The following is a 13,330-nucleotide window of genomic DNA, read 5'->3' on the forward strand; positions in this document are numbered from 1 at the left end:
ACTTTCCCTTTGGACAAAAGTGGCGAAATAGACAACTCGGGAAGTTCGTATTAACATAGGGGGAAAGTTAAATAGTGAAGGGTCTGAACAAAAGTGAATTATATCGAGCCTGCTGGTAAATCATTCAGGAAAACAATCTTGGCTTTATTTCTTGGTAGCTTTGTAACGTTTGCGGATCTGTATAGTACCCAACCGGTCATTCCGGTTTTCGCAAAGCAATTCGGAGTCTCTCCTGCAATGGCAAGTCTTACATTATCATTCGCAACAGGAACGCTTGCCATCTGTTTATTGCTTGTTTCCTTTTTCTCAGAAAATATCGATAGGAAAAAAATAATGGGGACGGCCCTCACTCTGTCTGCATTGTTATCCATATGCGTCAGCTTCATCCAGGATGACCTATACATCCTTATCGCAATACGGGCGATTCAAGGAGCGGTGCTTGCAGGTTTCCCGGCAATTGCGATGGCCTATATCAATGAAGAATTTCATCCGAAAAGCCTGGGCTATGTGATGGGGATCTATGTGAGTGGTTCGAGTATCGGCGGATTGGCTGGACGGCTGATTGTCGGGGTGCTGACCGACCATTTCTCTTGGAACATAGCGATTGGAAGCCTTGGGACTTTAAGTTTGATCATCAGTCTGGCTTTTTGGTGGATGCTTCCGCCTTCGCAGCATGCCATCCGCGTAGGGGCCTCATTTTCGAGAATCAGAACCTCCCTTATTAATAACTTAAGGAATGGCAGACTAGTACTTTTGTTCACCATGGCCTTCCTATTAATGGGCTCGTTCGTCACTGTCTATAACTTTGTGGGCATACCTTTAATGGGACCGCCATATCATTTATCACAAACATTGATTGGCTTCATTTTCATTATCTATCTTGTGGGGACATTCAGTTCCACATGGATGGGGAAGCTTGCCGATCAATATGGCAGGAGGCATGTACTTCTTATCGGAATCGCAATCATGCTGATGGGCGCCCTTTTAACCTTATTGGATACGCTTTTGCTTAAAATAATGGGGCTTGCATTGTTTACATTCGGTTTTTTTGGAGCTCATTCAATTGCGAGCAGCTGGGTCGGAAGGTTGGCTGATAAGAGTGAAAAGGCACAAGCGTCCGCTTTATATCTCCTGTTTTACTATGCGGGATCAAGTGTAGTGGGGGCATCAGGCGGTTTATTCCTGATGAAGTTCGGCTGGGGAGGGGTCATTTCGGCTGTATCCATTCTGATCATCCTGGCGGCCATTTGTGCAATGATGGCTGGAAAAGTGAAAACCGTTTAAATAAAGTGATCTTTTCTATCATGTTTTTCCGGAATCCTGAATATAATATAGTGAAAATGGATATTGAATAATAGATTGATAAGAGAAGAGGGTAATAGATAGAGTGAAACGAAAAGCAGTAATTCTCATTGGGTTGATAGCCGTTTTAATTATATTATTCGTTGTATACTTAACAAGTCCGGGCAGATTGGAAAAGGTGGAGATTGTTGAAAAATACTATCCTCATTTCTCCGATGGCAAGGCAATCGGTTTTAAGACGAACGAAGTCATTGATGTGTCGGAAACCGAAGGGGGATCCAATTGCGCAATGAAATTCAACAATGGGAAAACGTTGGAAATTGATTGTGACCGTTATTTAAAATACAAAATTGATGAAACAGTCTATATTACTACTGAAGGAAACCATGTGAAGGAAATCCGGAGAAAAAGGTAGAGGCTATCAATATTTAATGAAGGAGGAGCTGGGGTTGCATAATAAAGCAACTCAGCTCTTTTTTTTATCCACTCAAAAACCCAGACCGTATTGGACTGGGCTTTTTCATTTTTTATCTTTGGTTTTACTTTTATCTTTTTTATTACGCCGAAGTACATCCAAGATTCTGCGGCTGTTATTTTTACTGTTTATGAGTTCGACTAAATCGCTCATGTTTTCAGATTCAAAGTCTTGTTGATCTTTTTTCATGGTAATCCCTCCAAGTCATATATCATGATACCCTTATCTAGAAGAGGGTAAACATCTATTATCATACTGGTAATAGAAGGATTTTATATCCTTAACCATTCTTTATTGATAAAATGTGATAAAAGCCCTGTATGGGAGGTCCATATGGAAGAATTAAGAATGATCGGTGAAAAAATTGAAAAATTCAAATATATCTTAGTGGAGCATATCGAGTTGTTTGAAGAAGAGGAACCGCTTTATGATTTTGAAACGAGTAAAGAGGTACGTTCAAAGCTTATTCAAATACATGCAGATGCCTTGATCCATGGAAAAGCACAAGCGATGGAAAGTATGAAAATAACGGGTATGGAAATAGGAAAGCGCATCGTGGACATGGGCATTCCTTTAGATAAGAATATTGAGGAAGCTCAGCTGATACGCAATCTTTTCTGGAGTTTCATTGAAGAAGAGGTAAGCAATCGCTATTACTCCATTGAAATTCTGCTAAAGGCAAGCTCGATAATAGATGCAATCCTGGACCAATTCATACACTGTGTGAGTATCAGTTACGTGAATCATTATAAAGAAATGGCGAAAATGGCAAACGATTCTTTGCTGAAGATAAAAGAAAACCAAGAAGTCATGGAAGAACTGTCCACCCCGATCGTTCAGACCGTATTAAAGGATGTGCTGCTCTTGCCATTGATCGGACGCATTGACGATTGGAGAATGGAGTCGATGCAATCGACTGTTCTGCAAAAATGTGCAGATTTGCATGCGGAAGTATTGATCATGGATTTCTCCGGAATTACCTTTACGAAGGATAACAATATGCTCTCCCTGCTGGATCGATTAGTGGGGGCACTGGCATTGATGGGGACGGAAACGATTTTTGCCGGCTTTCCCCCTGATGTCGTGAAAGAGATCGTCACACTTGATTTTGCAAATCGGGTAGAAGCCTTTCTATCGTTCAGGCAGGCTATGGAACATCTGTTTAAACAAAGGGGACTGGCTGTTCAGCCATTATGATGGAGGTATCCTTTTTCAGGGTATCTTTTTTCTATGTCATTCCTGCGTCTCTCATATTTTATCGCCCATCGCCATTTCTCCGTGTTATAGTGAAATGACGTGGGCGGACATGTTGATTTTCATTTGAAATAAATAGGACATGTAAAGCGTGTAAGGAAGGTGGATGAAGCGTGTTTTTCAAGAAAAGTGAAGAACCTGATCATATCGAAAAATGGTATTGTGTAGGGATCATGACGGATAAAGGGTTGGAAGATGAAGAATATGATGTTTTGTCCAAACACATCCTCGACTCGGTCCAAAATGTCTCGGTCATATCGGACTTGGTAAGGGTGGAATGGGATCGGGATAAATTGCGGGCCTTGAACGAACGTTTTCAGGACCCATCCTTTTCCGATCCATGTTTTATCATTAATGAATTCATACCAGAGGATATAAAAAGGGAAAGAAAACTTCTGGAGAAAACTTATAAATGGAAGAGGCTCTTTGGTCTCCTCTCCCCGATTGAATACATGGAAGCCGAGACGAAGGCGGCCCATGACTTTGATAAAGCTCTCTTTTATACAGACGATGCAGATAAAGTGATTGAATACATTCTTGCAAATAGCTAGCATCCCCTGCAAAAACGCCGATACATTGTATCGGTGTTTTTGCATTTGATTCAATGTTTATCGTAGCGATTTCGATAGGAATTCGGCCTTGCTCGGAATAAACCGTCCTTGTGCGAGTAAAGTCCGACTAACTTTCGGAAATAAAAAGAGAGAATGTAAGGAAGTTGGTAGGAAAGAGGGGGTTAAACGCGGAATATCTAAAATAGAAAGAGAGTTTTAAGGGGAGAGGAAGATGAAGCGATGGAAGTTGCCATACCTCAGCAAAAGCCAAAACGGAAGTGGAGAAAGCGTGCGCTATGGAGTTTTGGTATCCTGATCATTCTTTTGCTGTCAGTCCTGATTGCTGCAAATGTATTTCTTTCAAGGTCCTTGCCGGAAACAAAGGGGGAAATATCGCTTCCAGGTCTTTTGAAACCGGTTACGGTGGTGAGGGATTCAAGTGGGGTCCCGCATATTAACGCAGCGAATGAACATGATTTGTATTTAGCCCAAGGGTATATCCAAGCACAGGACCGCTTATTTCAAATGGATTTAAGCAGGCGTCAGGCGTCAGGAAGATTGAGTGAAGTGATTGGTGAGAAAACTGTCAAAAATGATAAGTATTTCCGCACACTTGGGTTGAGGCGGGCGGCTGAAGCCTCTTATGCAGCATATTCAAGTGACGGGAAGGAAGCCCTGGATGTGTTTGCCGAGGGGGTGAACCTTTATATCGATGAATTGAAGGAGAATGGGAAATGGCCGGCGGAGTTCACCCTTCTTGGATACGAACCAGAGCCTTGGACACCCGTCGATTCGCTGACCATCGGTAAATATATGGCCTTTGATTTAGGCGGGAACTGGGAGGATCAGGCGTTTAGGCAGTATTTGCTGCAAACGTTCCCGAAGGAAAAAGCATATGATTTATTTCCTAATTATCCAAAGAGCGCTCCCTATATCATCAGCAAGGAAGAACTGGATATTGAAAAAAGTTTTGCCGGGGCCGTTATTCCCTATGAATTCAACGGCAGCAATAATTGGGTCGTTTCAGGCAAGAAAACGGATTCCGGTCAGCCGTTATTGGCGGATGATCCTCATCTGGGCTTGGCTACACCATCCGTTTGGTATCAAATGCATTTGGAGGCCCCTGCAGTCAATGTGAGCGGTGTTATTTTTGCCGGGATTCCGGGAATCATACTAGGCCATAACGAAAAGGTTGCTTGGGGTGTGACCAATACCGGCCCGGATGTTCAGGATCTGTATATCGAGAGGAGAAACCCGGAAAACGAGAAGGAATTCTCCTACAAAGGGAAGTGGGAAAAAGCCGATATCTTGGACGAACCCATCAAAGTGAAGGATGGTAAAACACTTGATTATCAAGTGACGGTTACCCGCCATGGACCTGTGGTCTCCGAGTTTGCCGGGAAAAGCGGAAAAGATACCGTGCTTGCATTAAGGTGGACGGCACTTGATCCATCCGCCGAGCTTGAAGCGGTACTGAATATGAATAAAGCGGGAAGCTGGAAAGAATTCGAAAAGGCCCTCTTGAAATTCGAAACGCCGGCACAGAATTTCGTCTTTGCCTCAGCCGATGGGACCATTGCCTATAAGGCGAATGGGAAAATCCCAATCCGGAAAAAAGGCGATAGTATGCTGCCTGTACCTGGCTGGACGGATGAATTTGAGTGGAAAGGCTTCATTCCCTTTGATGAGCTTCCAAAAACGGTGAATCCGGAAGAGGGATTCATTTCGACAGCGAATAATAAAGTCATCTCGGATGACTACCCTTACCACATCAGCAATAACTGGGCACAGCCGTACCGTCAGATGAGGATACAGGAGTTTTTAAAAGCCAATAAAAAGCTTACTGCCGAGGATATGCAAAGCCTGCAGATGGATAAGGTGAATTTGCAAGCCAAGGAGTTTGTTCCTCAATTCGTGGATGTATTGAAAGGTCCATGGGGGAAACAGGAAGACCAGGCACTGACGATTCTGAAGAAATGGAATCATATTGATTCCGTTGATGAAGCGGCACCGATGATTTTTAATGTTTGGATGAAAAAAATAGGGGATGTTCTGCTTACGGAAGAAATACCGGAGGAAACCCTCAACCTCTTTAATGGGAGGCGTTCGGCCGTTGATGAACTACTAAGGCGGGCACTGGACGGTGAGCCGGGCCCTTGGATTGAAGAGGCAGGAGGACTTGAGCAGGTGCTTGCTAAGTCGTTACAAATGACGTTAACCGAGCTTGAAGAATCACAAGGTGACGATATAGCCGATTGGGAATGGGGAGACTATCATCAGGTCAGGTTTAACCACCCGCTATCGAGTGTCTTCCCGTTAAATTATTTATTTAACAGCGGCGGCGGAATACCGGTAGGCGGTAGCAGTGTTACCGTACAGGCAGCGGCATTCTTAGATGATGGAACCGTTAATCACGGCGGCTCCTGGAGATTCGTCATCGACCTATCCGACATGAATCAAGGATATCACCTCGTTGGCCCGGGTCAATCAGGTAACGTTAAAAGTGAGTGGTACCACGATCAGCTTGATGATTGGGCAGAAGGTACTTATCACAAAACCACATTGGACGATCCAAAAGGGGATAAGCTGACATTGAAACCATCATATTGATATCTGAAAAAAATACCAAGCCCAGCATCCTTGCTCTGGACTTGGTACTTTTTCATTGTTTTTGCTTAGTAAAGAATTCTGCAAGGAACTCCTCAAAATTAGGGGCCTCGATTGCTGCGATTTTTTCATATGATTCAATGATCTTGAGTTTAATTTCTTGCTCCAGATCATTCCGGTCTTGATAGTTCGTGTTTTTTAACGATTTTTTTATTTTAGGATTCAAAGAGTCTATGAGATCCAACAATTCTTCTTTTGACAGTTTTTTATCCACAATGGCTTTTCTCCTTTCTAACATATACCTCATCCATATAGTGCTTTCGAAGTTTTTTTAGAGCTTGTTTACGGATGCTTGAGATATTCTGCGGCGACTCATGGAAATAGGCAGCAATTTCCTTGTTCGATAGGCCGTAGGAAAAGATCATGGTCAATACCAGGCTTTGTTTGGCTGTTAACGTCTTCAAGGCTTTGATTATCTCTTCATCACTTATGTGTGAAGCGAGTTCGTTCGTTTCCCCCATCTTTTCAAGTTGAACGTCCAACGTGCCGATTCGATCGATCAAACCGCCAGTATCCATTGGTGTCGCATCAAGTACCATTCGATAGCGTTCCCGTTGCTTCCGTGCCCTTTTATCAAAATCAACAGAGAAAAAGTAAATTAAAGAGCACATGTATTTGTATACTTTAGCCCGGTAATAGAAAATTCTGAAAGTCTCGTTGAGAAGATCAATGTTGTGTGAAGAAGGGGAATCAAGAGTTTCAGTGAAAATCTTTAAATGCTCTGGGTTCTGTAAAAATAAATGAATGATCGGCTGTGCAAAGAAAGATGAGTACTGTTGCTGCAGAAACTCCAAGGAATGAGAAAAAAAATGAGAAGTAAAGTGGTTCATCGTTATCCCTCCTTTTATTAATAAAGTGATAGACAAGGGGAATAAATCAATTATATAGGAACATCCGTTCTTTTTTCCATGAATCAATAGTGCTAGATTGATTTTTTTAAACAAGTTTCACTTTAGATATCAGATACAAGAAAAGGGGTGAAGAGGATGATGATTGAGGATGCTACTATGTGGGTTTCATTAGTTAGCGAATTTGGCTATCCATTCGTCGTTTCTATGTTTTTGCTCTTCCGCTTCGGTAAAAAATTAAAAGAACTGACAACGGACGTAGAGAACTTAAAAAAGTCCGCTCATAAAACGAGAAATCGATAACCTCAGGACGTAATGTGCCAGGTGATAAACACCGAATTTCGGATTCTATTCTAAAAAGGGTCCGGAATTCGGGTATAAAGAAATGGGTACTCTGAAAAATCAAGACTTAAGTAAACCCCTCCTTTAAAGTCAAGTGAAATAATGGTAAACCATTATTTGGAATATAGCACAAAATAGGTAAAAAATAATCGTCATTTGGAATCATTTTACTACTATAATTCATCCGACAATGGAATTAGATAGGAAATCCTCCCCTCGTACGATTTTTGTTTTATGGATTAAAGTGAAAATACTTTTAAAAAAACAACATTCATCAATAAACTTATGAATAGTATGCGGCATCCAAGTAAAAGGGTGCTGCTTTTCTTATTTTTTGGTAATAAACTGATAATATGGAAAAGGGGTGGAGAATTTGAAGGATGAACAGCTAGAAGGTATTCGAATCCTGCAGCAAGAATGTGAACGGGAAGGTTTTACTTTAAAGCTGAACTGGGAAACGCTTCGCAGTCGGAATGGTGTGCACAAGAATGACTTTTTTCACTATGATGGATTGAAGCTGGTTGGGTTTATTGGTCTTTACGATTTTGGAAACAAAGCGGAGATGTGCGGGATGGTCCATCCTGATTACCGGAGGAAAGGCATTTTTACAAAGCTTCTGGAAGAGGCTATAGGGAGTGCAGTGGAGCGCAACTATAAGTTGATTCTCTTGAACTCACCTGCTCAATCCCATTCAGGGACAGGATTCTTGAAACAGCTCCCATGTGAGTTTGCTTTTTCTGAGTTTCAAATGAAGTGGTCCGAAATGGAGCTTGACGATTATGGTGATGCAGTCGTTCGCCCTTCACGGAGGGATGATGAGGAAACGGAAATTCAGCTGGATATTCAATGTTTCCAATTTACGAAACAAGAGGCGAAGGATTATTATCAGCGCATCCTATATGAGGATACTCTGAAAACCATGATGATTGAAAAGGATGGACGAGCGGTCGGTAAGATTCGTGTTGATCACTCAGACCGGGAAGCATGGATTTATGGATTTTCGATTTTGCCAAAGTACCAGGGAAAAGGACTTGGCAGAAAAGCGTTGAAAAAGGTCGTAGCCGAGCAATGCCAGCTGGGATATGATATTTTTCTTGAGGTCGAGGCGACTAATGAGCATGCATTAAGACTCTATGAATCTTGTGGATTCAAAACCATTCAAAGACAGGATTATTATCAATACAAAGGGAAGACAAAGAGTTAGGGGCTGGGATGATGTTGACATTATTCATTTATAACTGGCAGGTGCGAAGTGAGTGGTTCGTATGGTGCCGGGCCTTACCGAGTGAGGAACTGAAACGGCAGCGCACAGGAGGGATGGGCAATATATTGAGGACACTTGCCCATATTATCGATGTCGAATGCAGCTGGATAAAGGCCATACAAGGAAAGCCTGATGTAGCGATCGATTTGGACGCTTATGATACGATCGAAAAGGTGGAAGATCTGTCCATCCGTTATCATTCTGAGGTCATGGACTATTTGAATTCCCATTCCATTGAAGATGAGCAAGGAATGATACAGCCATCTTGGATGGAGGGGACATACGAAAAAGGTATGATACTGCGCCATATTATAGCTCACGAAATTCACCATATAGGCCAGCTGTCCATCTGGTCGAGGGAAATGGGCCTCGAACCGGTATCAGCCAGTTTAATAAATCGGGCTTTATAGGCATTAAACTTTAAAACTGGTAATGCAACTTGCATTACCAGTTTTTTATTTTGAAAGGTTCCGAGGTTTTTTCAAAATGTTTCATTGAAGTATAGAGTCTAAGAAACTTATCTTTGTGACTATCTGGGTTTATTAATAGGGAACTTTCTCCCTAAGGATTCAATGTGATTCGATGATGACTATATACATGATTGAAGGTATAACGAGCTATGGGCTCTGAATGGGAATGGTTAAAAAGTATGATTTATTCAAAATTCGTAATATTACGGTAAATTTTGACGCTTATTCGACAAAATCATGATATATTATTCTAGCATTTTACAAAAATAGAAGGGTTGTGAAGTATGTCGTTCAAGATGCATGTTAATAAGATGCTCGCCCCGATTCTTGCTGTGAGTTTGGTTGCAGCCCCATTTACCGTAACGGGGGAGACATTCGCCAAAGAGTCTAATAAGAAACCGGTCACGACGGAACCATTTATCATTACAGCTCCTATTGTTAATTACACAAAAGGCACAAAGGCGACTGTAACGGTCACACCGAAAAAAGGGAACAAAGGAAATGAAACCGTTGTCTTCCAATTGATGAATGGGACGAAGGTCATTTCACAGTCAGCCATTGAGGCGGATATTAAATCGGCCCAAAAGTTCTCCGCGTACTTCAATTCGTACAAATCGGGTTATTGGGTCAAAGTATCGGTTGTCTCCAAGTATAACGGCAATACTAGTAACTTCGGCAACAGCCTGGCAGCCTCCGTATCGAATGCACCATTTGAACTAAGGATCATGGAAACGACGGATATACACACTAATCTGGTGAGCTATGATTATTATAAGGATGCCGTATCGGACTCCGTCGGCTTTTCGCGCACGGCTTCTTTAATCAAACAGGCACGAAAAGAAGTGAAAAATAGCGTTTTAGTGGATAACGGCGACCTTATTCAAGGGACCCCGCTAGGTACGTACAAAGCGAAAATAGCGCCACTGAAAAAAGGTGAAGTCCATCCCGTCTATAAGGCGATGAACTTACTTGACTATGATGTGGCCACATTCGGCAATCATGAATTCAATTATGGTTTATCTTATTTGGACGAGGCCATCAACGATGCGAACTTCCCTTACGTCAATGCCAATGTTTATAAAAAAGATAAAGACAATAATCCAAAGAATGATAAAAATAAATATACTCCATATAAAATCGTCACGAAGAAAGTGAAGGACATCAATGGAAAAGAAAAATCAGTGAAAATAGGCTACATTGGATTCGCCCCTCCGCAAATCATGGATTGGGATAAAGCGAATCTTGACGGTAAGGTCATTACAAAGGAAATCGTCGCGACAGCGAATAAATATGTACCTGAAATGAAGAAAAAGGGCGCGGATGTCATCGTGGCGCTTACACATTCAGGATTTAATGGCGACACCAAAAATACCGAGGATGTCATCTATTCATTAAGCAAGGTATCCGGCATCGATGCCATCACGTTCTCCCATACGCACAAGGTCTTTCCGGCACAAGATGAGGCTTCTTTAGACAGCCTATTCAAAGATGCCCAAGGAAAAATCCTTAAAGGTGTGGATAATAAAAAGGGTACCATCAATGGTGTACCAGCCGTTCAAGCAGGATATGGCGGCAGTAATCTCGGGATCATCGATCTTGATATCCAAAATATCAAGGGAAAATGGAAAGTCGTCAATTCCGAATCATCGACACGGGCAATCAACGACAAAATAACAGGAAAAAAGGCAGCTGAAGATGCGTCTGTCGTCAAAGCCGTGAAGAAGGATCACGAAGGAACGATCAAGTATGTTAACACGCCAATTGGAACGACTACAGCTCCAATTCATAGCTATTTCTCCCTTGTGCAAGACGATCCTTCCGTACAGGTCGTGACGAGCGCACAGAAATGGTATGTAGAGAAATACATCCAAAGCAACCGCCCAGAATACAAAGACCTGCCCATTCTCTCTGTAGGGGCCCCTTTCAAAGCGGGTCGCAATGGAGTCGAGGAATTCACCGAAATCAAGGAAGGCGGACTGACCATTCGCAGCGCCGGTGATTTATATTTATACGATAATACCTTGAAGGCAATCAAGGTCAAAGGGTCCGTGGTTAAAGAGTGGCTTGAGATGTCTGCAGGGAAATATAATACAATCGATCCTGCCAAGTCTGAGGAACAGGAGCTGCTTAATGGGAAATTTGCCGTTTATAATTTTGATGTGATTGACGGCGTCACGTACCAAATCGATGTCACTAAGGCTCCGCGCTATGATGAAAAAGGGATGAAAGTGTCGGATTCCAGCAGGATAGCAGATTTGAAATATAATGGTGAACCAGTGGATCCGAATCAAGACTTCATCGTCGTGACGAATAATTATCGTGCTTCGGGCGGGGGGAACTTCCCGGGAGTCAAGGGCAGCGAATATGTTGTTGACTCTGCGGATGAAAATCGCCAGATCTTGATGGATTACATCACACAAGAGGGTGAGATCAATCCAACCGCTGATAATAACTGGTCGATCGCCCCGATTTCAGGCAAGGTGAACGTTACCTTCACTTCATCACCAAAAGGTGCGGAATATTTAAAAGAAGACAGCGCGATTTCCTATACAGGCAAAAAGGATGATAAAGGCTTTGGCATTTACAAATTCAATTTGGGGAAAGAAAACGTCAAGGTGCAGCTGCTCGGGATCAATGATCTTCACGGCCAGCTTGATACCACCTCCGATTTTGGCGGTATCAAACAAGGCCGTGCTGATTATTTAGCTGCGCACTTGAAGCAGCGTAAAGCTGAAAACCCTGAAAATACACTATTATTATCGGCAGGGGATGCAGTTGGGGCAAGTGCTCCCGTTTCTTCTTTGATCCAGGACAAACCGACGCTTCAGTTTTTGAATAATATGAAATTCGATGTCGGAACTGTCGGGAACCATGAATTCGACAAAGGGGTAGAAACCCTGATGGCTCAAATCAATGGCGGAAAGTCACCAACATCCGATGTAGTATTCGATAAATTGAACTTTCCATATGTAGTAGCCAATGTCGTATATAAAGACACGAAAAAACCAATTTTGGATCCTTACGTCATAAAAAAGGTCGGCGGGGTTGATATTGGGTTCATCGGTGTAGTCACGAATGCCACTCCTCAAAAAGTAAGTCCGGATGGCATTAAGAATGTTGAATTCATAGAACAGGCACCTGCCGTAAATAAGGCGGTTAAAGAGTTGAAAGATAAAGGCGTCAAATCGATTGTGGTCATCTCACATGACCCAGGCACGGAAAAGGAGGGGATCATCACAGGCGAAGTGGCTGATCTTGCTAATGCCGTGGATGATGAAGTAGATGTGATCTTGGCCGGAGATAATCATGCTAGGGTCAACAATTATGTGGATAATAAATTGATTGTACAGGCTTACTCTTATGGAACGGCTTTTGAAGATGTGGATTTGGAAATCGATCCAAGCACAAAGGATATTGTCAAAAAGTCAGCTGAAATTGTTACGGTTACACAAGATGGCATCACACCGGATGCCGGGACGACTAAATTCATTAATGACTATTTAGACATGTTCCCCGAGTTGAAAGCCCCGCTTGGGACAACGGATGAGAAAATTTTAAGAACCAATGCCTATACACAGGAAACGGGACTTGGGAATTTAATCGCCGATTCGATGAAGGCAGATTTGAATTCCGATTTTGCCTTCATGAACCCAGGTGGAATTCGTGCAGATATTCCGAAGGGGGAAGTCACTTTTTCCGATTTGGCGAAAATCCAGCCGTTCGGAAACGTATTGGTTAAGCTGGAACTGACTGGAGCCGAAGTGAAAACGCTGCTTCAACAGCAATGGGTCGTCGAAGGAGCTCCGAAAACTTTGCAAATTTCTGGACTGAGCTATACAGCCGACTTCAGTAAACCTGTCACGGAACGTGTCACCTTATTGAAGAAGGCGGACGGAACGCCGATCAAGGATACCGAAACATACACGGTTGCCGTCAATGATTTCATGGCTAGCGGCGGTGATAACTATACCGTCCTGAAAGGAAAAGAGCGTGTGTTTGGACATGCTGACCTGGAAGCATTCGTTAACTATGTGAAAGAAACCTTTAAAGGCGGGAAGATCACGGCAGAAATCGAAGGCAGAATTACGAATATCAATAATTAATGGCTCTTTTCGTAAAGATTATTGTTTTTAAAAACTAAACGATTTAAGGTTGAT

At 42.5% G+C, this 13,330-nt stretch carries 12 protein-coding genes; 9 read left to right on the plus strand and 3 right to left on the minus strand.

Going from position 1 to position 13,330, the window contains the following annotated elements:
* Nucleotides 1–93 precede the first annotated feature (93 nt).
* Together ACFVSH_RS08220 and ACFVSH_RS08225 are read left to right on the plus strand one after the other, a co-directional pair.
* Nucleotides 94–1,284 carry an MFS transporter gene (locus tag ACFVSH_RS08220; protein WP_387705520.1) on the plus strand — a complete coding sequence of 397 codons (1,191 nt, stop codon included), beginning with the start codon at nucleotides 94–96 and terminating at the stop codon, nucleotides 1,282–1,284.
* Nucleotides 1,285–1,387: 103 nt separating this feature from the next.
* Complete coding sequence (locus ACFVSH_RS08225) at nucleotides 1,388–1,717, plus strand: hypothetical protein (RefSeq protein WP_387603895.1); 330 nt, start codon at nucleotides 1,388–1,390, stop codon at nucleotides 1,715–1,717.
* A gap of 105 nt (nucleotides 1,718–1,822) precedes the next feature.
* On the opposite strand, the gene ACFVSH_RS08230 is transcribed toward ACFVSH_RS08225, so the two are convergent.
* Nucleotides 1,823–1,966: a hypothetical protein gene (locus tag ACFVSH_RS08230; RefSeq protein ID WP_179086062.1), complete on the minus strand. Its 144-nt coding sequence runs from the start codon at nucleotides 1,964–1,966 to the stop codon at nucleotides 1,823–1,825.
* A 144-nt stretch (nucleotides 1,967–2,110) separates the two neighbouring features.
* Between ACFVSH_RS08230 and ACFVSH_RS08235 the strand changes: the two genes are divergently transcribed.
* The 3 genes from ACFVSH_RS08235 to ACFVSH_RS08245 all read left to right on the plus strand — a co-directional run bounded on the left by ACFVSH_RS08235 (nucleotide 2,111) and on the right by ACFVSH_RS08245 (nucleotide 6,192).
* Nucleotides 2,111–2,974 carry an STAS domain-containing protein gene (locus tag ACFVSH_RS08235; RefSeq protein WP_387705522.1) on the plus strand — a complete coding sequence of 288 codons (864 nt, stop codon included), beginning with the start codon at nucleotides 2,111–2,113 and terminating at the stop codon, nucleotides 2,972–2,974.
* A 170-nt stretch (nucleotides 2,975–3,144) separates the two neighbouring features.
* Nucleotides 3,145–3,582, plus strand: coding sequence for a hypothetical protein (locus ACFVSH_RS08240; RefSeq protein WP_387705524.1), 438 nt, complete (start codon nucleotides 3,145–3,147; stop codon nucleotides 3,580–3,582).
* 240 nt (nucleotides 3,583–3,822) lie between these two features.
* Complete coding sequence (locus tag ACFVSH_RS08245; RefSeq protein WP_387705526.1) at nucleotides 3,823–6,192, plus strand: penicillin acylase family protein; 2,370 nt, start codon at nucleotides 3,823–3,825, stop codon at nucleotides 6,190–6,192.
* Between the two features lie 52 nt (nucleotides 6,193–6,244).
* On the opposite strand, the gene ACFVSH_RS08250 is transcribed toward ACFVSH_RS08245, so the two are convergent.
* Complete coding sequence (locus tag ACFVSH_RS08250) at nucleotides 6,245–6,463, minus strand: hypothetical protein (protein ID WP_081395591.1); 219 nt, start codon at nucleotides 6,461–6,463, stop codon at nucleotides 6,245–6,247.
* Nucleotides 6,456–7,079: a sigma-70 family RNA polymerase sigma factor gene (locus ACFVSH_RS08255; protein ID WP_387603885.1), complete on the minus strand. Its 624-nt coding sequence runs from the start codon at nucleotides 7,077–7,079 to the stop codon at nucleotides 6,456–6,458. The genes ACFVSH_RS08250 and ACFVSH_RS08255 overlap by 8 nt, the downstream gene beginning before the upstream one ends.
* 156 nt (nucleotides 7,080–7,235) lie before the next feature.
* On the opposite strand from ACFVSH_RS08255, the gene ACFVSH_RS08260 reads away from it, so the two are divergent.
* The 4 genes from ACFVSH_RS08260 to ACFVSH_RS08275 all read left to right on the plus strand — a co-directional run bounded on the left by ACFVSH_RS08260 (nucleotide 7,236) and on the right by ACFVSH_RS08275 (nucleotide 13,276).
* Nucleotides 7,236–7,400, plus strand: coding sequence for a YvrJ family protein (locus tag ACFVSH_RS08260; protein ID WP_387603882.1), 165 nt, complete (start codon nucleotides 7,236–7,238; stop codon nucleotides 7,398–7,400).
* A 412-nt stretch (nucleotides 7,401–7,812) separates the two neighbouring features.
* Entirely contained in the window at nucleotides 7,813–8,643 is an 831-nt protein-coding gene (locus ACFVSH_RS08265) for a GNAT family N-acetyltransferase (protein WP_387705528.1), read from the plus strand.
* A gap of 11 nt (nucleotides 8,644–8,654) precedes the next feature.
* Nucleotides 8,655–9,113, plus strand: coding sequence for a DinB family protein (locus ACFVSH_RS08270; RefSeq protein WP_387705530.1), 459 nt, complete (start codon nucleotides 8,655–8,657; stop codon nucleotides 9,111–9,113).
* 344 nt (nucleotides 9,114–9,457) lie between these two features.
* On the plus strand, nucleotides 9,458–13,276 hold the full coding sequence (locus ACFVSH_RS08275; protein WP_387705532.1) for a bifunctional 2',3'-cyclic-nucleotide 2'-phosphodiesterase/3'-nucleotidase: 3,819 nt from the start codon (nucleotides 9,458–9,460) through the stop codon (nucleotides 13,274–13,276).
* The last annotated feature ends 54 nt before the right edge of the window (nucleotides 13,277–13,330 follow it).

Source organism: Peribacillus sp. NPDC058002 (assembly GCF_042886655.1).
Taxonomy (GTDB): Bacteria; Bacillota; Bacilli; order Bacillales; family DSM-1321; genus Peribacillus; species Peribacillus aracenensis.